This is a genomic window from Candidatus Vampirococcus lugosii, assembly GCF_018420025.1.
GTDB classification, from domain to species: domain Bacteria; phylum Patescibacteriota; class Gracilibacteria; order Absconditabacterales; family Absconditicoccaceae; genus Vampirococcus; species Vampirococcus lugosii.
The window spans coordinates 27,304-49,156 of sequence record NZ_JAEDAM010000001.1 but is presented as its reverse complement, the minus strand read 5'-3'; the positions used below and the strand labels follow the sequence as shown (position 1 = coordinate 49,156).

The following is a 21,853-nucleotide window of genomic DNA, read 5'->3' as shown; positions in this document are numbered from 1 at the left end:
AATTTATATCTTAATAATAAATATGTTATTTGATTTTCAAGAATTTGTACAAGATTTAAAAAAAAATCCAGAAAAAAAATCTGTACTAGAAAAATATGAAAAAATTGTATGAAAAATAGATTGATGATTAAAAGATCAAAAATGGTACAAAGAATATATTTCTAATTTTGAAACTATAAAATATGATGTTCCAGAAGAAATTAAAGAAGATTTTGATTGGGATTTATTAATTCAATTGATATCTTGATCTTTTAGTAGTGAATGAACTTTAGATAATGATTGAGAAAAAACAGAATTGATTGTAAGTGTGCAAAGTTGAGATCAATTTGTAGTAAAGAAAATATCTGAACTTTGGTGATTTCAAGTATTGAGACTTTTTCAAATATATACTGAAGAACAAATTAACTTGTATGTCTTGATGAATGAAGATGAAAAAGAAAAAGAATCAATATTAGCTCAAAGAGATTCTAAATTAAAAAGATGGAATTTAGTTTTGGAAAATTTGGAAACTGAAAATATTAAAAATAAAGAAAAAAAAGATAAAGAAGATAAACTTAATGATTTAATGAGTAAATTATAATTTATTATATTTATATAATTGTTATGTGAAATGCATTTTTATAAAGCACTTATGAAGAAAAAACTTTTTTTAACAATCACTTTGTTGTTTATGGTATTACTTAGTGGATGTTTTTATAATAAAAATCAAAAAAATATGAATAGTAGCTGTTTAACTAAAGAAAGTTTTGAGAAGGTTTCAAATAAAATTATATTTGATCCTTCAATAACTATTTTTAAAATAGAAGAAAATAGTTGGGAAATTAGATTTGAATTAAATAATGGAAAAGTGTCTAGATTATTATTTTTAAAAGATAATTGGACGGTTGGAGGAATTACTAGTGAATTAAATGTATATTCTACAGCAAAAAGAAAGGTTGATAATGAGAGGTTAAAAAAAGAAATAAAAAAAGTTTTTTGCACTGTTTATGAAAGTTTGAAATAATCGAAAAAATAAAAATGTACATCACATAACACTGCATATGGGGTTCGATGATTTTTGCTCAATTAAATTTCAAAGGACTGCAAAAATCATCTCTCCCAAACTTTGGAAACACTGATATAATTCAAAAGGAAGTTTCCAAAACTTCCCATATGCCGAAATGTTATGTTATATTTTTGAAAGTTTAATTTTTTGTTATTATAAAAAATTAAAAATATGTTTTTTATTGATTAAAAAATTTATATTATGAAAGAAAATACACTGCTTGTTCAAGATTATTCTAGTTTAGGTGAAATTTTTGAAAGTGAAGATTTTTTGAAATGATTAGAAGTTATTTTAAAAAATGTTTGAAAAACTGATGAAGAAATAAATTTAATTATTAATTTATTTAAAAATTTTCATAATATAGATGAAATTTGAAAACAAAAAATAAAAGATTTATTTAAAGATTTATTGTTCCGTGAAAAATTAAAAGAATTATTACTACTAAAAAATAAAAATGATAATTCTGATTTTTTTGAAGAATTTATAAAAGATATTTGATATGAGCAAATAAATGATATAATATTTAGTATATTGAAAATTAATGAAAATAGTTTAGATTTTGAATCTGAAATAGAAGCTAAATATTGAAAAATAAAAAATATTAATAATTCTATTTTGGAATTAGAGACTTGAAAAATATTGTTTGCAAACAAAGAAACTTGAATTGTTTTTGAATTTAAAAATTTTGCTATTTGAGTTATTATAGAAATTTTTGATGATGGATTAATCAAAGCAGAAAATTGATTTGCCAAAATAGATGTGGAAACTTGAGATTTAATTTTTAATACTTGAGATTTAGGTATTTGAGCTATTATAAAATTTTTTGATGATTGAGAAATTAAAGCAGAATATTGAATTGCCAAAATAGACACTCAAACTTGATTTATTGAATATAATACTTGAGATTTAGGTATTTGAGAAATTAGTAATATTTATTTTGGTGGTAGAATTAAATGAGAATATTGAATTGCTGTTTTAAATGAAAAAACTTGAGAAATTAAATATAATACTTGAAATTTGGGTATTTGAAAAATTATTTATAATTATCTTAATGATTTGAGAAATAAGTTATCTTGTAAAGATTGAAAAATTAAATGAGAATTTTGACTTACCAAAATAGATGTGGAAACTTGAGATATTAAATATAATACTTGAGATTTAGGTATTTGAAAAATTAATAATTTTTGTGATTATTCATGAGTTTTTATTTGAGAAATATGAGTTGCATCTATTGATATAGAAACTTGAGAAATTAAATATAATACTTGAGATTTAGGTATTTGAAAAATTAGTAATTTTTATAATAATTGAAAAATTAAATGATATAAATGAGTTGCATCTATTGATATAGAAACTTGAGAAATTGAATATAATACTTGAGATTTAGGTATTTGAAAAATTAATCATTTTTATGATGATTGAAAAAGAGTTAAAGGAGAAAAATGATTTGTTATTTTAAATAAAAAAACTTGAGAAATAGATTTTAATACTTGAAATTTAAATATTTGAAAAATTAAATGATTTCATGAAAATTGAACGATTGTATGAGTAAACTTTATTGCTAAAATAGATATAGAAACTTGAGAAATTGAATATAGTACTTGAGATTTAAATATTTGAAAAATAATTAATTTTTATTATGATTGAAAAATTGAATGAGAAAATTGAGTTGCCAAAATTAATATAGAGACTTGAAAAATTAAATATGTTAAATCAGATTTAGGTATTTGAGAAATTAAATGGTTTTATTGAAATTGATGAATTATATGAGAAAAATGATTTGTGTTAATAGATATAGAAACTTGAGAAATTAAATCTAAATTATTAAATTTAGGTATTTGAAAAATTAAATTTTTTTATGATAATTGACAAATTGTCTGAGAAAATTGAATTATTAAAATTAATACTCAAACTTGAGAACTTATTAAATAAAAAATTTTATTTCAAAAAATTATATTTTGGTATGTCAAATATAGATTTTATTGATTCATATGATTTTGAAGAAAAATTAAATACAAATAATGTTTTAAACTCTGATTTTATTGATAAAAAATTAGAATTAGTAAAAAATGAATTAAAAGAAAATTTAATTAGTATAGAAGAATTGATTGATAATTTGTGATTAAAGTTTTTTCCTGTGATGAAGAAAAAATTATTATATAATTTTGTTAAATCAATTGAAGATATGCCAACTATGAGTTATACAATTGTTAAAGATAAAAAAAATATTTTAACTATTATAACTAATACATCAAATTGAAATGAAACAATAAATAATGCAAAAGAAGGTGATATTATAATTTCTTGAATTCGTTGAGAAAAATATGTTATAGAATGAAATACTTTTTCAAACTTATATGAATGAGAAATATGATCTGATATATATCCAGAACAATCGCCAAGATATGTTGCAATATATACTTGAAATAAACAATTTCATTTTAAAGCACCTTGGTGAGAAAATGTTTTATTAAATCCTTGAGATTATATAATAAAAGAAGATGTTTGAAAATATTATGTTATAGCAAAAGAAGAATTTGAAATTACATATAACTAAATTTATATAAATATATTATTAACTTAAAAAATGACAGAAATAGTTTCACCTTGATGATCTTATACAAAAGCAATTACAGCAATAAAAAATTGAGCAGATGCAGTATATTTATGAGTTCCTTTTACTTCTCTTAGAATGAGACAAAATAAAGTAAAAACTTTTGATGAAGTTAAAAAAACAATAAAAGATGTACAATCTTTTGGAAAAAAAGCTTATCTTACAATGAATATTTTTCCTAGAAATAAAGATATACAATTATTTGAATCTATGGTAGAAAAAATATCTAATTTGTGAGCAGATGCTATAATATTTTCAGATCCATGAACATTTAATATTATAAGAAAATATAATAAAGATATTCCATTACATTTAAGTACTCAAACAAATATTTTAAATAAAGAAGCAGTTAAATTTTGGTATGATTTATGAGTAAAAAGAATAGTTCTTGCAAGAGAATTAAATATTAAAGAAATTAAGGAAATTAAAGAATATGTACCTGATATTGAGTTGGAAGTTTTTGTTCATGGTGCTATGTGTATGACATATTCTGGTAGATGTTTATTATGAGAATACTTTTCTTGAAGAGATGGTAATAAATGAGAATGTTCTCATGTATGTAGATACAAATTTAATGTATATGTAGAAGAAGAAAAAAGACCAGGTAAATTTATGAAAATAGAAGAAAATTGAGATTGATCTCATCTATTTTCTTCAAAAGATTTATGTACTATTGAAAAATTATGAGAAATACTTCCATTTGTTGATTGATTAAAAATAGAATGAAGAAGTAAATCTGAATGGTATTCATGAAGTACTGCTAGAGCTTATTCTCATGTAAGAGATTGTATTTTGCAATGAAAAGAAATTGATTTAAATATAAAAAATTTAGTTTATGATATTCCTCATAGACAATATTGGGATTGATTTATATTTAATAATATTAAAGATGCTCCTGATTGAGAAAGTTTTGAAAATATAAAAAGTATTTCACATGATAATCCTTGACCTATCAAGACAAAAACATATTATTGATTAACTTATGATAAATCAATTGAAAAAAATTGAAAAATTTATTACAAATTTGTTTCAAAACAAGATATTTTTCCTTGAGATGAATTAAATTTTTTGTGAAAAGAATGAATATGTAAAACAAAAGTTATAGAAATTTTGTCAGCATCTGAAGATATATTATCAAAAGCAGATTGTAATAAAGAATATTTTTATATATCTTTTGATAAAAAAATGGAATGATATGAAACATTTTTTAAGTAAATAATTAATTGTCATATTTTTTTAAATTAAAAAATTAGATCTTATAGCAAAGCTATATGGATCTTTTTTTATGTTTGATATCAAATAATTTAATTTTTAATTTTACTTTCCAAAAAATCGTTTAATCATTTAATTCAAATTTTAGTTTCAAATAATGCTCAATGTTCTGCATTATCAATTTCCAAAAATTTATATCTATTTTTATTGTTAACATCAATAATTCTTTTTTTAAGATAAGGCCACATATTTAATTGAATTTTTTTATCTTTTAATCATTGTATCAAAAGTATATCTGATTTAAATTTTTGTTTTATACTACTAATCAAAGATCTTTTTATATATTCGTTAGGATTATTTTTTGTATTTCCAAATTCATTATAAAGATCTGTACAAACTTTTCAATTTTCCATTTTTCATTTTTCTTCTAATTCACATCTATATTTTATATTGATAGGTCATGGTGCATTAACTATTACTCAATCTATTTCATACATAGTATTTAATATACTTGCAAGATATCATCATTGAGAATGTCAAATCATAAATATTTTATTTATATTAACTCAAAGTTCTTCACTTGCATTATTTTTTGTCCATAATAATGCTGTTTTTGCATATTTTAAATTATCTCATAATAATCATTTTTCTTGTGGATGAGAAACGCTTATTATCATGAAATCATCTCTATTTAAAATTTTTTTAAGTTTTTGTAATATTATATTTGTTGCATCATATATATTTGTATCATCTATTACAGTTCAATGAAATAATAAAATAATATTTACATTTTCTTTTTTTGGATCATATATTATAGTATCAACTTCTTGATCTTTATATTTTATTTTGAAATCATATTCTTCTTCAATATTAATTCATTTCAATATATTTAATCTTTCATAAAGAATCTCATTTAATCTTAAAAGAACAGCAATTAATAAATTTTTATTATTAAACATATAATATGATTGTTTTTTTATTTCAGATAATTTATCATGAACAAGCTTTATTCTAGTTTCTAGCCAATTTATATCATCAATATTACTTATTTCTTTTTCCAATGAATCAGAAAAACTATTATATTCCTTTCTCTCTTCCAATGAGAAATTTTTATAATAATTATGAAGATTATCTCAATAAGAAATATTTGCAATAAATAAGATCAAAAACAATAAAATTATTTTTTTCATTTTAATTTATTAAATTAATAAAAAATATTACTTTTACTTAATATAAATAATTTATTAAAAATATCAATTATTTATTAAATAATTATATAATTGATTTACAGATTCTTCTATTGTTTGATTTTGTGTTTTTATTTCTATATCGGGATTTGTAGGAATTTCATAAGGATCAGAAATTCAAGTAAAATTATTTATTTTTCCAGTTCTTGCTTTTTTATATAATCATTTTACATCCCTTTTTTCACAAATTTCCAAAGGTGTTGCTATATATACTTCTATGAAGTTTGTAGTAGATTTTTTAATTTCTTGTCTATCTTGTTTATATGGAGATATAAAAGATGCTATTACTCAAATATTATTGCGAGAAAGAAGTTTAGCAACAAAACTAACTCTTTCAAGATTTTTTTGTCTATCTTCTTTTGTAAATCATAAATCTTTTGTAAGTTTTTCTCTTATTATATCGCCATCAAGTTTTTCTATATTAACATAAGATTTATTAATAAGTTTATCATATAATGCATCAGCAATTGTTGTTTTTCATGCACCAGAAAGTCATGTAAGCCATAATACAAATCATTTTTTAGGTTTATTCATTTATTATTTTTTAATAATTAAAATTAATTTATAAACTGATCTTTATTTTCTAAAATATAATTTGAAATTTCTTTTCTCATGAATTCATCGGGAATTTCTTCATATTTTTTTATTTTATCTCTCAATTTTGTACCAGAAATAAGTATTTTATCATCTGATGAATGTGGACAAGTTTTATTGGATGTAACTTCTTTACATTTTTTACAATAGCCAGCATGTTCATATTTTAAAACTTGTATTTTTAATTTATTGCTATCAATTTTATTAAATATTTCTTGAGCTTCATAAGTTCAATAATAATCTCATACTCAAGCATGATCCCTACCAACTATTATATGAGAACATCAAAAATTTTGTCTAATTATTGCATGTAATACAGCTTCTTTTGGTCATGCATATTTCATAGTAAGTGGTAAAAGTCCAAGTTGAGTATTTTTTTGATTATAATAATTTTGTATAAGTATTTCATAAGATCATATTATAAATTCATCTTTGAAATCTCAAGTTTTTTTCTCTCATATTACAGGATTTATAAAAAGTCAATCGCATCATTGTAAAGCACATTTTTGTAAATATTCATGTGATCTATGAGGAGGATTACGAGTTTGGAAAGCAACTATTTTTTCCCAACCTTTTTCAATAAATTTTTTTCTTGTTTGTTCAGGTGTTAAATAATATTTTCATATATTAAAATTATTTGATAAAGGATTTTCTTCAAATGTTTGTATTTCTCATCATATCAAAAATTTTTCTTTTTTTAATATATTTTTAACTCAAGGATGTTTTATATCATTTGTTCCAAAAATACTTTTAATATATTTTTCTTTATCATATTCAAAAATTTCTTTTATTTTAAGTAATGCAATTGATTTTTTATTAGAATTTTTTATCAATATATATTTAGGTTTTTTTTGTTCAATTTCTTCTTTTTGTTTAAAATTTATATCTAGCACTATAGGAATAGGCCATAATGTTCAATCACTTAATTCCATTCTATTAATAACTGATTCAAAATCATTTTTGCAAAGAAATCATTCAAGAGGTGAATAAATTCAAGATCATAAATTATATATATCCGTTTCTATTTCTTTATTTACTTGTATTTCATAATTACTATTTATTATTTTTCCATTTTTTAAGTTTATAAGTTTTTTTCAATGAGCTTCTATTAGATTTATCATAAAAATTATTAATTTATAAAAATATAAAAATTATTAATATTATTTATTTGTTTATAGAATTCAAAATTTCTTTATGAAAAATTCAATTTGTTGCTATAAATCAATTTTCCAAATTAGTAGATTCTTGATTATATTTTATTGTATTTCAAAATTTATCTGTAATTTCTCAACCTGCTTCTTGTAGAATTATATGAGGTCAACATCAATCCCATTGTCATAATTTATTTGATAAATTAATATAATTTCACGCTTTTCATTCTGATATTAATCATAATTTAACTCATATACTACCACAAGGAATATTTTCTAATTCAAGTTTATTTATCAAATCTAATTCAATATTTGAAGTATGATTTCTGCTTGTAAGTATTTGTTTTTTGCTTTTATCTATTTTGATATTTTTTGTATTTCAATTTTGTTCCAAATATGTTCATTTTCATTTTTCAGCAAAATACAATTTATCTTCATTAGGGACATATATAGCTCACAAAATAGGATTATTTTGATAAACAAGTCATACCATAATTGAAAATTCTCAAGTTTTATTTATAAAATCTTTAGTTCCATCTATTGGATCTATGATCCATAAATATTCTTCATCTTTTCTATTTTTGAAACTATCTTTTATTTCTTCAGAAAATATTTTTATATTTGTTTTTTCAAAATATGAAATTAAAATTTCATTTGCTTTTTTATCTGCTTCAGTAAATGGAGATTTATCATCTTTATATTTTATATCATAATCTTTATTATATATTTTCATAATTTCTTTTCATGCTTGTGATACTGCTTTTTTTGCTATTTCTATATTATTCATATGGATTATTTATTTTAATAAATTTTTTTTAATAAATTGATTTAAATTTATTATCAAGAACAAGATACACATTCTTTAGTTTCCAAACTCATACTTCTTACATAATATATAGTTTTTATTTTCTTTTCCCAAGCTTTTATATAATATTGATACATTTCAGCAGGACTTATTTTTGCAGGATCAATTATCCATTCAAAACTTATACTTTGATCTATCCATTTATAAATTATAGACATCATATCTATAACATCTGGAATAGTAATATTTACATATTCTTTATAAAACCAAAAGTTATCTTTATTTAATCAAGGAGCAATATTTACAAGCATTCAATTTGAACTTGTTTCTACAAAATATTTTTTATAAATTGGTAATACTCAAGCACTAGTTCCTACAACTTGAGAAGTAGAAGAATTTGGAGCAGGTGCCAAATGATATGCAAATCTTACTCAATATTTTTTTATATTTTCTATAAGTTTTTTCCATTCATCATTATTTTTACTATTTTCATTAAAATATTTTTCATCTTTCCCAAGCAAAATTCATTTACTCCATTCACTTCATTTATAAAGTTCATAAGTTCATTTTTGTTTTGCTAATTCATTTGATGATTTCAATGTTTCCAAACTATATAATTCAAATAAATTATCAACATAATCTCTAGCTTCTTTACTATCATAAGATAATTTATTTGTTGCTAATAATTCTGCTAATCATAAAAATCATAATCATATACTTCTATATTTTTTTGATGTTATTTCTGATTCTTTTGTAGGGTAAAAATTTAAATCTATTACATTATCCAAAATTTTGGTTGCTATAGGAATAGTTTTTTTTATTTGTTCTTTTGTATTAACTTTTGCTACATTAATACTTGCCAAATTACAAACAACATTATCTCAAGGTTCATATTCTATTTTAATTTTTCAATCTTCATATTTTTCTTCTATAAATTTAGTTGTATTTGTATTTTGACAAATTTCTACACATAATTGTGTACTATAAACATTTCATTTATGTTTATTAGGATTTACTTTATTCACAGTATCGCGAAAAAATACATAAGGCATTCAAGTTTCAACTACTGTTTTCATAAATTCTTTAAATAAATCTTTTGCTTTTATAGTTTTTTTAAGTGTTATTTTTTCATTTTTTTCCAAACTTTCATAAAATTTATCAAAATTTTCTCCAAAATGATCTTGTATTTTTTTTCATGTTATATCAAATATTTCTTTAGGATCAAATAATGTCCAATTTTCATTATTTTGCATTCTTTTCATAAATAAATCTGGAATACTTACTGATGGAAAAACATCAAAAGCTTTAAGTCTAGAATCTCAAGTTTCTGTTTGTAATTCAAAAAAATCTTGAATATCTAAATGCCAAATATCCAAAGTTACAGAAATAGCACCAGCTCTAGATCATAACTGATTTACTGCTATAGCAGTATCATTTATAATTTTTATCCAAGGATTTACACCACCACTTGCTCATCTAACTCATCTAATACTTGAACCTCTTGATCTTATATTTCATAAATAAACTCATATTCAACCACCATATTTTGATATTTGTGCCATATTTTCTATACCGTGATAAATTGCTCTCAAATCATCTTCTATATTTAATTTGAAACAACTACTTAATTGATGAAAATTTGTTCTAGCATTCAATAGAGTAGGAGTAGGTAAAGAAATTTTTTGACTACTTATTTGATCATAAATTTGAATAGCAATTTTTAATCTTTTATCTTGTTTTTCAGGAATAGCAAGAAATAAAGCTATAGACATATACATTTCTTGTGGAAGTTCAAATATTTCATTATTTGGATTTAATAAATATCTTTTATTCAACATATGTACTGTTGTATAAGTATACTCAAAATCTCTTTTGAAATATTTTGCAATATGTTCTCCAGCTTTTTTTATATCTTCTTGTGAATAATAATCAAAAAATTTTTTATAATATCTTCATCTATTTACATAATCATTAAAAAAACTTAAATAATTATTTGCAGAATAAATATTTTTAATATTTAAATTTCTGTTATAAGAAGATTTCTTGTATATATCAAGTAGTAAAAATCTACCAGCTAATGTTTGTCGATAGATATTATCTACTGATATTAAATTTAAACAAGATTTTACTAATAAATTTAATAAATCTTTTGTTTTTATTCAATCTATAATATGTGTTTTTAGTACTTCAACTAAATCTTCAAATTTACATTTTTTTTTGAATCATTTGCTAACTAAATTATAAACTTTTTCGATTTTTTCAATATCAAAATTTTCTAATTTTCAATTAGATTTAATAACTTTTAATTTATTTTTTTCGAATTTATCTATATATTCTTGTCTTTTCTCTTCTCTTTTTTGATATCTTTTTTCTCTATATAAAATAAAAGATTTAACAGTATAATATTTATTATTTTGTACTAATTTTTTTTCTATTATATCTTGTATTTCTTCAACATTTAATAAATTTTTAGGAAAAGATTTTTCATATTCTTCCTCTATATTTTCCAATATACTTTTTAATATTTTATCAAAATTTTCTTTTTCTTCTCATGAAGCATCAAAAGCTAAATTTAAAACTTTTTTTATTTTTTCTTGATCAAATTTTACTATATCTCAATTTCTTTTTTCTATATCAAAATATTTCATTAAGTAAAAAATTTATTTTTTAAAACAAAATAATAATTATATATTGATATTGATATTTTTAAAAAATGCAAATTAATTTATTTTTTATTTAATTTTTTATTGATTTAATAATTTTATTATATACAAATATTTTTATTAAAAAGTTTTATATATAGTAAATATAAAAAATTATGAAATATATGTTATTAATTTTTTTGTGATTATTAATTTTAATTTGATGTACTACGATATTGAAAAAATAAGAAAATGTATAATTTAAACTCATCTTTGTAGAACAAAATTTCTAAATCCTTGATTTAAAAAAGGATTTGCGAGAAAATAAAATATTTTAAAAAATAGTTTTATAAGTTTTTTAATTATATTTGTAATTATTTTTTATACTAAAATACTAAAAATAATATTTATTATTTGTTACAAAAATAAGTTTTTAATAAACAATTATTCATCTACTTTTAACTTCTGATCTAATAAAATCAGGATCATTACTAAAAGCTATTGCAGTAGAAAAATCTATTTTTCAATATTCTAATAAATCAATTAATTTTTCTTCCAAAAGTTGCATTCATGATCATTTACTTGTTTGTATAACATTATTTATTTGTTTGATTTGATTATCTCTTATTAAATTTGAGATAGCAGAATTATTTAACATAATTTCATGTGCTGCAACCATTCATTTTCATCATTTTTTCTTCATTAATCTCTGTGATATCACAGCAACAATAGTATCTGAAACTTGCATTCTTACTTGATTTTGTTGATCAGCTGGGAATATATCAATTATTTTACTAATTGTTTGAGCAGAAGATTTACTATGTATAGTACTTAAAACTAAATGTCAAGTTTCTGCAAGTGTTATAGCATTTTGTATACTATCTAAATCTCTCATTTCTCAAAAAAGTATTACATCAGGCTTTTGTCTTAAAGCAGATTTTAATCATCTTGCAAATGATAAAATATCAGAACCTAATTGTTTTTGTTCAATCAAAGATTTTTTTTGTTCAAAAACATATTCAATAGGATCTTCTATAGTAATTATATGTTTTTTGTAATTAGCATTAACTTCATCAATCATAGATGCAAGTGTTGTAGATTTACCACTTCAAGTTGGTCATGCTACCAATATTATTCAACTAGTTTTTGTAACTAATTCTCTGAAAATATTTGGCAATCATAAATCTTTTATAGATGGAATATTTCAAGCTAGAAGTCTTATAACTATCATAATAGTTTTTTGTTGTTTTGAAATATTTACCCTAAATCTCTTTCAATTATGACTAATACCTAAATCCATATCTAATCTTTCTCTAAATATTTCTCATTCATATTCATCCATCATATAATATGCAATATCAGTTAACTGTGTAGGATCTAATACAGGAAGTTGATTTATTTTGTAAACAGTGTCCATTATTCTAAATGCAGGTGGATTGTCAGCTGAAAGATACATATCACTAGCTCAATTTTCTATCATCATTTCCAAAAGATAATTTTTATATTCTTCTGAATTTTTAATAATTTGTTCCAAAGTTTTATTATTTCCTCACATATTTTATTTTAATTTATTATATAAATATATAATCATTAGTAATGATAGATATTTTATAAATATTTTCAAGTTTATTTTAATTAAATAAATTATAAAAATAGCTTGAAAAAATAAAAAAAATATATATCTATATATATGTTTATTATATTTAAATAATAAAATTATATGTTTGATTTAATCTTTCAAGTAAGTTTGACTATTATAGTAGTATGAGGAGCATTAGTAATTTTATTAACAATTTTTGTTATGATAAAATTAATTATTTTGTTGTGAAAGATAAATTCTTTAACTAGTGATGTAATAGATAATTATGAATTAGCAAAAAATATATTTTTTGCACCTATTACATATTTAAAAAAAATTTTTAAAAATTAATATAAAATAATATGACAATATCTGTTAATAATATGCTTATCAAAATGATAAAATCTATTGATATTTTTCAAGACATTCCAGATGATAAAATAATTGAGTTATCAAAATCTTTTAATCTTGTATTTCATCCTAGTTGAAAAAGAATTATTACTAAATGAACTAAACTTGATAAAATTTATATCTTGAAAAATTGAACTTTGGAAGTTAGAAAACAAAAATGAGTTTGAAATAATGTTTTGTGAGAGATTAAAGTTTGAGAAATATTTTGAGAGATGTCTTATATAAAAAATCAAGAAGCAATGGCAAATGTTATTACTACAAGTGAAGCTAATATACGAGAAATAGATGTTGAGGATTTTACTGTTTTCTTAAAAAAATATCCTAATATTATGGATAAAGTATATGTTACTATGAAGGAAAGAGATAAACAAAATTCTTATCAAAAAACTGATGAAGATATATATACAAATATAATTTTGTAATATATAATATTAATTTAACAATATTAAAATAATTTAAATTATGTGAAATTTTAGTAGATATTTTTTCTTATACTTAGTTATAGTATTTTTTTCTTTGTTTGTTTTCTTTTTTGTTTGATTTGAAACAAATAAAGAAACTTGAGAAGAAAATTTAGTATTAAAGTCTGATTGAATTAATGATTTTAAAAAATGACTTGATATAGCATGATGAGTAAGGCTTAATTATAAAATAGATTATTCTAGATATGATGAAATATATGATGATCAGGTTCAATTAGCTCAAATTAAAAGTGATGTAGAATGAATTATTTTATCAACAATTGATGAGAGAATATCTACATTATGAGTAAGTGATTATACAAGTTATATTCAAACAATATGAAATGAAGATTTTGTTGTAGTTGAAATATGATGAGTAAGTGATGTAGATACTGCAAAAGAAATTATATGAAAAACTGTTCAGCTTGAATTTAAAGTTCCTTATGATTGAACTAATGATCAGGAATTAAAACAATGAAGAAGAGAATTTTCTGAAGATATAATTTTAAATATTGTTCAAAATGATTTGTCTATGGAAGAAGTTTTTATTCAAAATGTTGATAATAATTTTTGATTTAATACTTATTCTGGGACTTGAGATTCTATTCCTCAGTTTATTAATGATAGATATGAAGATATAGTAAGTATATGAGAAAATAATATATATCCAAATTTGATAAATAATGATGAAAGTGAAACTTGGAATATTGTGAGATATTCTTGAAAGAATAAATCTGAAGAAGATCAATTTGATGTTTTAGAAATTTCATATTATCCAAGTTGGATTACTGCTGTTGATCCTAAGACGAATAAAATTTTGAATGCTGCATTTTTTAATTATGCATCAGTTTGAACTTCTCAAATATGAAAACCAGTAGTTCAAATTAATTTTAATTCAATGTGATGACAAATTTTTTGTAATATAACTGCAAATCATGTTGATAAACAAATGGCTATATTTGTATGATGACAACTTATAACAGCACCAGTAATTAATGAGCAAATATGTTGATGAACGGCTCAGATTGATTGAAATTTTGATAGTAAATCAGCTAGAGAATTAGCAAAGGCATTAAATGATTGAGCTATGCCTGCTCCATTAATTCTTTCATATGAAGAAATTATATCTCCTACAATTTGAGAGGATGCATTTAAATCTTCTGTTATTGCTTGAATTATTTGATTTTCTATGTTATTTATTTTTATGATAAGTTTTTATTGAATTAAGTATTGAGTTGTTGCTATTATTAGTTTATTATCATTTATAATAATATTATTAGCTTTGATAAAACTTTTATGATATGCACTTTCATTAAGTTGAATAGCCGCTATTATACTTAGTATATGAATAGCAGTAGATGCGAATGTGTTGATATTTGAAAGGATAAAAGAAGAATTGAAATTATGAAAATGATTTTTAAATTCTATAAAAGATTGATTTAGTAGAAGTTTATCAGCGATTAGAGATTGAAACTTAACAACAGGAATTATTTGATTTTTATTGTTTATGGGATGAACAAATGTTTTTAAATGATTTGGAACTATGATGTTAATAAATATAATTTTAATATTAATTGTAGTTGTACCTCTTACTAAAATATTGTTAGATATTTTTCATATAAAAAATAATAATGAATAATAATGAATAATTAAATATAGACCAACTTACAATATTGGTCTTTTTGAATTTTTTGATAAAATAAAGATTTCTCGTTTTTGATCGAGATTATAAAAAAAAGCTTGTTCTTACAATAATAGTAATCATTATATTTATAATATAAATATTATCAATTATGAATTTTAATAATTTTTTTGTGTTTTTTATAAGTTTCCTATTGTTAATCTTGTGAAGTCAAATAGTTTTTTGATATATGTCTACTCATTCATATTATTTAGATTTTTTGTCTTTTGTTTGAATTTTTTATATAATATTTTTGTTATTACTTGCTTTAATACCAGTTTTATATCTGATCTTTTCAAAAAAAATAAATTTATTTAAATTTTTTTGATTCTTATTTCTTTGACTTGTTTTATTTTCAGTTTTTTTTATTTGAAATAAATGATGAGTAGGTTCAAATTATTTAATATATATATTTAACTCGTGAATTATATTATTATTATTTTTTATTTTTTTGATTTGAAACTATTCTATTGGTAATTATTTTATGTCAAAATTTTTAAAAATTTGATTGGAAAATATATTTATATTATTATTTAAATTTTCTTTATGATTAAGTATTTTTTTGATAATTATATATATATTGATGGTTTTTAATTTATTGTATTCATATGTAAGTTTATTAATATTTTTTTGATTTATTGCTATTTCTTATTTACAAAAAGATGATTTACTGTCTGCCAAAAAAATTATTGAAAATAAACTTTTTTCTTTAAATAAAATTAATTTTGAAAAAGATAAATTTAATTATATTTTATCATTAGTGCTTATTATTGTTTCAATAAGTTATATATATTTTTGATTTGTTTTATCTTATATTCCTTATCCAACTGCTTGGGATGCAAATCATGCATATATGTTTTATCCTAAAATGTGGGCTTTAAATAATTGATATTATTGGGATGAATGATGAATGAGTACTAGATTTCAACTTTGGTATAGTTATATTACTTACTGGTTTTCTCTTTCTTATACTATAGTAAAAATTCCTTTAATTACAATAACTGCTGATACAATTGCTATTGTAACAAATTTTTTTAGTTGAGTTTTTGTTCTTTTGTTTTCTTTATCTTTGTTTAGAGAAGTTCTTGATTATCTTAAATCAAAATTTCCTATATCAGATAATAGTGATTTATTAATTTTTAATACTAGTTGGTTGCTTATTTTGCTTTGGCTTACTAGTTGAATGTGAGCTTTTCTAGTTTTTGTTGATAATAAAACAGATTTGTGAGTTATGACATTTATAACTATGGCTATTTATAGTTGATTTGTTGCTATTAAATATATGCAAGATAATTTTGATAAAAATTTAGAAATTTTGGAAATACATGATCTTGAAGATTTGGAAAAAGAAAAAGAAGAGTTAGAAGAAAAAAAGAAAAATAAAATTTATAATTCTTATTTGTTTTTTTCATTAAGTTGATTTATGTTTGCTATGGCAGTTATGAGTAAACCAACTGCATTTTTGGATGCAGTATGATTTTGATTACTTCTTATGTGAATTTGGATTTGAGCATTTGCTGTTTTAGGTGCATTTATTATGATTTTGTGAATTTTGTCTTTAGTAGAATTTAGATGAATAAAAGATTATATAAGTTCTCAACAATGATATTTATCTATGGTATTATGATTTTGATTAGTAGTATTTAATTTTGCTTATATATTTATTAATAAATCATTTAAATATATTTTCTTGTTTTTATTTTGGTGAATTTCATTTATTTTTACATTGTTAATTCTTAAATGAACATATGTTTTTTATGTAGATTATAGTAAATGAAATGATTTTGAAGCAGTAAAATTTATTGAAAGAGTTTTTTTATCACAATCATCAACTGATTTAGAAAAGGATTTAGAAAATAATAAATCTTGAAATACTGAGCCAGTATTGTTTGCATCAACTAATAATCCTGAAGATCTTTATAATTGAATAAATTCTTGTAGTTTATCAAATTTAGATAATAAAGATTCTTTGTATGAAAATATATCAAAAGCACCAGGTGATACTTATGCAGAAGATGTTGGTAGATATATTTGATATGGTCAGAGAAAATTTAAATATCCTTGGTGGTGAATATTTTTCCCTTCTTGAAATAAGTGTATGTGATTTAATTCTAGTTCAAATTTAGTTTGTGCAAATTTATATGATAAAAATCATATTACTTATGATAAAATATCTTATTTATATAATAATATTTCTAGTAATTCTAAAGTTTATGATGTAGTATCTAATATATATAATTCTGATGATTTTTCTGAAAATATTTCAAATAAAGACATTATTAATACATTTTCTTGAGAAATTCAAGAATTAGAAGATTTTTATAAAGATAATTCTATATTGAGAGAAGATTATACTTATCCTGTTATTAATGATATTAATGAATTAACTTATGAAAAAATATTAAATTTATATAATAATGTAAATTCTTGATCTAGAGTTTATGATGTTTTATATAGTATAGTTAATGATGATAATAGATTTTATGAAAATATTTCAAATGAGGAAATAATTAAAAATTTTTCTTCAGAAATTCAAGAATTAAAAGAATTAAATATAAGTGTAGATAATATTCATATTCCATATAAATATTTAGTTCCTTTTAATATTACTTTTAATTGGTCTTTGAGTAATGAAAGTAGTTATTATACCGATATATGATATATTTGGCTTATTATTCTTTTTACATTAATTTTTGCTATTCTTTATGCTATAGCTAAATTTGATAGATATTTGTTATCTATTTTATTTGTTACTTTATTGCTTTGGACTATATGGTTTTTTATATGATGATGAATACTTTGGTATTGATTATGACTTATTTTATGGACTATATTATGATTTATTTCTTTTCTTTATAGAATATGACAAATTGAGTATAATGATAAAAATAAATTATTAAATATTTATATATATTTCTTTTTGGTTTATTGATTTTTTATGCTTTTGTTAAATTTTATTAGAATTCAAGAACAATGATGATCTTGACCATTTATGTGGTACAAACAATGAATTTGACAAGAACAAACATATAATGAATCTTGAAAAGTTGAAAATAATAAAATTATGCCTTATACATCTGATGATGTTTTTGATAGACAGTTTTGACATTATTATAAATTTTTGAATTTAGTAAATAATAGAGATAAATCAGAATGAGTATATATTGCATGAACTTATGCTAGATATTTTGTTGATAATCAAAAATATATAAAATATGATCAATTTCTTACTTGGCTTTGGGAAATGTTTTCAGATAATGATACTTGTAATTCATATCTTAGATTAAAAGATCAAAAAATGGATTACTTAGCTATTGATCCAAATATTTGAACAGTTGTTATGGGGCAGTGAAATATGAGTTTATTTGATAGATTTTTTGCAAAACTTGATTCAAATTGAAAAATAGAAGAACATTGAGCTATTAGTATGCTTGCTAAATTAATTGAAGATTGATATATTGAATTTGTTTCAAGCAATAATATAGGTGCTAAATATTGATTTATTTTATCACAAGAAGAATTGGAAAAATATATAGGTCAAGAATTAACAGATGATGAACTTGTATTACTTCGTGCTCGTTTGGCTACTTTGAGATATTGGAATTCTGAACAATTATATAATATAGTTTTGAATGCATTTACAAATAGGTTAGAAAGTTTTGAATTTATAGATGATGTTGTTTCTATATACTGAAAAAATATAGAAACTCATAGAATTAAAGAAATATTAAAAAATATGTTAGAAAATCCTTGAAAATCTTTTGAAGATGAAATAACTAATCTTAGTGATGACGAAAAAGAAATACTTTTTCAAGTAGTTAATATATATAATATTTATTTAACTGATCAAGAACAATATAAATCTGTTGTTATTAAATTAATTAAAGATAGTATTTGAAAATCTTCTCAAATAATAGTATTTAAATTAAAATAATTTTAATATAAATAAATTAAATAATGAAAAAATTACCAAAATTGTCTTTTTGAGATAAAATTTGAATAGTTTCTATTGCTGATAATTTAGAGCAAGAAAAAATTATTTCAACAAAATTTGATACTGTAAAAAGAATTTTTGAACAACATCTTTGATATAAAATGATTTTTGGAAAAAATATTTATCTTCCTATACAATGAATTCATCCATCAAAAAGAGTAGAAGATTTTAATAGTTTTATTAAAGATTCAAATATTAAAATGATTTGGCCTATAGGTGGATGAGCATTTACTAATGAAATTTTGCCATATATTGATTGGGAAGCTTTATTAAATAATCCAAAAATAATTTGTTGATATTCTGATATTACTGCATTAAATAATGCAATATTTACTAAAACTTGATTAACTAATTTTTCTGGTCCTACACCTTGAAGTTTATGACCTTTTACTTATTGAAGTTTGGAAACTTTTCTTTATTTTAAAAATACTGTATTGGAACAAAATTCAAGTGAATTAAATTTTCATAAATATTATTATGATTATACTGCTAATATTGAAACTTATCCAGAACAAATAGTAAATGATGATTGATTGAAAATTATTAAACATTGAAAATCTAATTGAATTATAGTATGATGAAATATTTCTACTTTTTGTCTTTTGATTTGAACTGATTTTATTCCAGATTTTGAAAATAAAGTTTTATTTTTGGAAGAATGTAGTGAATCTAACATATGAATTATTAGGAGGCAATTAATGCATATTAAAAATCAAAAAAATTTTAATAAAATTTCTTGAATTGTTTTTGGTAGAGTAAATAAAGAATGTTTAAAATATTATGATATAGATTTGGAAACTACTATTAATGATTTTGTGGATTGATTAGATATTCCTGTTGTTATGAATGCACAGTTTGGACATATATATCCCATACAAACTATTCCTATTGGTTGAAATATTGAAATTGATACAAATAAATGAATTTATAAAATGAATTTATAGAATTATTCGTTAAAATATTATTTTATTTTTTATTATTTTGAATGTTATCTTTATATATACATATTCCTTTTTGTAAAAAAAAATGTTCTTATTGTGATTTTTTTATTGCTCCTGTAGATAAAATTGATGAAAAAAAAACTTTTATATGAAAATATAATAAAAGTTTATTAAATCAAATAGATTATTATTCAAAAATATTTGCAAATGAAAAAATAAAAACTATATATTTTGGTTGATGAACTCCACTTTTATTAGGTAAAGAAAATATTTTTAATATAATAAATAATTTATTAGAAAATTTTGATTTATCTAATTGTGAAGAAATAAATTTTGAATTAAATCCTGATCCTTTTGATGAAGTTTTAGATTTTATAGATTCTTTTAATAAAACTTATTTTAATTTTTTTAGAATTAGATATAGTTTTGGTATTCAATCTTTGAATGATGAGGTATTAAAGTATACCAATAGAAATTATTATTATAATACATTAATTTCTTTTATTAGAACTTTAACAGATTATAAACAAGTTAATAATGTTTTTAATTTTGATTTTATAGCTTTTGGTGCTATTGATGATTTTTGAAACTGGCTTCCTGATTATAAAAAGAAATTTTTGAGTGATTTTATTTTTTCTGGTTTTGCTGATAGTTTTTCTATATATACATTGGAATTGTTTCCTGGTAGTGTAATGTATAGTAATTATACTTCAAATAATGAAAAAGTTTATCAAGAATTTGATAATTTCAAAAAAATATTAATGAATTCTTGATATAAAAGATATGAAATTTCAAATTTTGAAATATCTTGAAAAAGAAGTTTACATAATATGATATATTGGAATATGTGACAATATTTATGATTAGGTATGTGAGCAAGTTCTTTTTTGTATAGAGATTATGCAGATCAAATATTTAAAAAATTAAATACTGAAATTAAGGCTGTAAGATTTGAAAATACTAAAAATTGGAAATTTTTTTTTGAAAATAAATTTTATGATTACAAAAACATATTTGAGATGAAAAAAAATGATTTATTAGTAGATAAATTTTTTATGTGACTTAGAACTAAAGAAGGCTTACAAAATTTTGAAAAATTTGATGATGTATTAGTAGAGAATTGGCAAGATATAAAAAAAGAACTTGAAATAAATAATTTTATGAAAACAAAAGATTGAAGAACTTTTTTAAAAAGTAAATGAATGGATGTATACAATGATATTATAAGTAAATTTTTAAAATATATATAAAATATATATAAAATATATAGTATATATAAAATATTTTTTTCAAAAAAAGTATTTTTTAAAAAATTAAAGTCATTTTTGCTTGATTTTTTGAAATAAATGATTATATTGTATATTACATTTAGTCGCGGGCATGATGTAATTGGTGTAGCATGGCAGAATTCAGCTCTGCCTGTACGGGTTCAAGTCCCGTTGCCCGCTTTGTAATTATATTATTTGTGTAATATAT

17 protein-coding genes and 1 tRNA gene are annotated in these 21,853 nt (G+C 20.8%); 12 read left to right on the top strand and 6 right to left on the bottom strand.

The window, feature by feature from the left end:
• The first annotated feature begins 22 nt into the window (after positions 1 to 22).
• The 5 genes from VAMP_RS00280 (at position 23) to VAMP_RS00260 (ending at position 4,874) form a co-directional block, all read left to right on the top strand.
• Positions 23 to 580 carry a hypothetical protein gene (locus tag VAMP_RS00280; protein ID WP_213348017.1) on the top strand — a complete coding sequence of 186 codons (558 nt, stop codon included), beginning with the start codon at positions 23 to 25 and terminating at the stop codon, positions 578 to 580.
• 135 nt (positions 581 to 715) lie between these two features.
• Positions 716 to 1,003, top strand: coding sequence for a hypothetical protein (locus tag VAMP_RS00275; protein ID WP_213348014.1), 288 nt, complete (start codon positions 716 to 718; stop codon positions 1,001 to 1,003).
• Positions 1,004 to 1,246: 243 nt separating this feature from the next.
• Positions 1,247 to 2,977: an NHL repeat-containing protein gene (locus VAMP_RS00270; protein ID WP_213348012.1), complete on the top strand. Its 1,731-nt coding sequence runs from the start codon at positions 1,247 to 1,249 to the stop codon at positions 2,975 to 2,977.
• 31 nt (positions 2,978 to 3,008) lie between these two features.
• Positions 3,009 to 3,602, top strand: a complete 594-nt coding sequence (locus VAMP_RS00265) for a PGDYG domain-containing protein (RefSeq protein ID WP_213348010.1) — start codon at positions 3,009 to 3,011, stop codon at positions 3,600 to 3,602.
• Positions 3,603 to 3,632: 30 nt separating this feature from the next.
• The gene (locus VAMP_RS00260; RefSeq protein WP_213348008.1) at positions 3,633 to 4,874 is read left to right on the top strand and encodes a peptidase U32 family protein; all 1,242 of its coding nucleotides are present in this window, start codon (positions 3,633 to 3,635) and stop codon (positions 4,872 to 4,874) included.
• An 89-nt stretch (positions 4,875 to 4,963) separates the two neighbouring features.
• Here the strand turns inward: VAMP_RS00260 and VAMP_RS00255 are convergent, their stop codons facing one another.
• From VAMP_RS00255 to VAMP_RS00230, 6 genes are all read right to left on the bottom strand, one after another.
• Positions 4,964 to 6,061: an alpha/beta hydrolase family protein gene (locus VAMP_RS00255; protein WP_213348006.1), complete on the bottom strand. Its 1,098-nt coding sequence runs from the start codon at positions 6,059 to 6,061 to the stop codon at positions 4,964 to 4,966.
• 54 nt (positions 6,062 to 6,115) lie between these two features.
• A complete protein-coding gene (cysC, locus tag VAMP_RS00250; RefSeq protein ID WP_213348004.1) occupies positions 6,116 to 6,652 on the bottom strand; it encodes an adenylyl-sulfate kinase in 537 nt (178 codons plus the stop codon).
• 23 nt (positions 6,653 to 6,675) lie between these two features.
• Positions 6,676 to 7,833 carry a sulfate adenylyltransferase gene (gene sat, locus VAMP_RS00245; RefSeq protein ID WP_213348002.1) on the bottom strand — a complete coding sequence of 386 codons (1,158 nt, stop codon included), beginning with the start codon at positions 7,831 to 7,833 and terminating at the stop codon, positions 6,676 to 6,678.
• A gap of 43 nt (positions 7,834 to 7,876) precedes the next feature.
• Positions 7,877 to 8,650 carry a 3'(2'),5'-bisphosphate nucleotidase CysQ family protein gene (locus VAMP_RS00240; protein ID WP_213348000.1) on the bottom strand — a complete coding sequence of 258 codons (774 nt, stop codon included), beginning with the start codon at positions 8,648 to 8,650 and terminating at the stop codon, positions 7,877 to 7,879.
• A 50-nt stretch (positions 8,651 to 8,700) separates the two neighbouring features.
• Positions 8,701 to 11,316: a ribonucleoside-diphosphate reductase subunit alpha gene (locus VAMP_RS06830; RefSeq protein ID WP_213347998.1), complete on the bottom strand. Its 2,616-nt coding sequence runs from the start codon at positions 11,314 to 11,316 to the stop codon at positions 8,701 to 8,703.
• A 427-nt stretch (positions 11,317 to 11,743) separates the two neighbouring features.
• Entirely contained in the window at positions 11,744 to 12,865 is a 1,122-nt protein-coding gene (locus VAMP_RS00230; RefSeq protein ID WP_213347996.1) for a type IV pilus twitching motility protein PilT, read from the bottom strand.
• Between the two features lie 165 nt (positions 12,866 to 13,030).
• On the opposite strand from VAMP_RS00230, the gene VAMP_RS00225 reads away from it, so the two are divergent.
• From VAMP_RS00225 to VAMP_RS00195, 7 genes are all read left to right on the top strand, one after another.
• Positions 13,031 to 13,240, top strand: a complete 210-nt coding sequence (locus tag VAMP_RS00225; RefSeq protein ID WP_213347994.1) for a hypothetical protein — start codon at positions 13,031 to 13,033, stop codon at positions 13,238 to 13,240.
• 11 nt (positions 13,241 to 13,251) lie between these two features.
• Positions 13,252 to 13,722: a cyclic nucleotide-binding domain-containing protein gene (locus VAMP_RS00220; protein ID WP_213347992.1), complete on the top strand. Its 471-nt coding sequence runs from the start codon at positions 13,252 to 13,254 to the stop codon at positions 13,720 to 13,722.
• Positions 13,723 to 13,762: 40 nt separating this feature from the next.
• Entirely contained in the window at positions 13,763 to 15,400 is a 1,638-nt protein-coding gene (secD, locus tag VAMP_RS00215; RefSeq protein WP_213347990.1) for a protein translocase subunit SecD, read from the top strand.
• A 526-nt stretch (positions 15,401 to 15,926) separates the two neighbouring features.
• Positions 15,927 to 19,376, top strand: coding sequence for a hypothetical protein (locus tag VAMP_RS00210; RefSeq protein WP_213347988.1), 3,450 nt, complete (start codon positions 15,927 to 15,929; stop codon positions 19,374 to 19,376).
• 23 nt (positions 19,377 to 19,399) lie between these two features.
• Positions 19,400 to 20,380 (top strand): S66 peptidase family protein, encoded by a 981-nt coding sequence (locus tag VAMP_RS00205; RefSeq protein WP_213347986.1) that lies wholly within the window; start codon positions 19,400 to 19,402, stop codon positions 20,378 to 20,380.
• Between the two features lie 41 nt (positions 20,381 to 20,421).
• A complete protein-coding gene (locus VAMP_RS00200) occupies positions 20,422 to 21,627 on the top strand; it encodes a radical SAM protein (RefSeq protein ID WP_213347984.1) in 1,206 nt (401 codons plus the stop codon).
• Between the two features lie 124 nt (positions 21,628 to 21,751).
• A tRNA-Gly gene (locus tag VAMP_RS00195) sits at positions 21,752 to 21,825 on the top strand.
• The last annotated feature ends 28 nt before the right edge of the window (positions 21,826 to 21,853 follow it).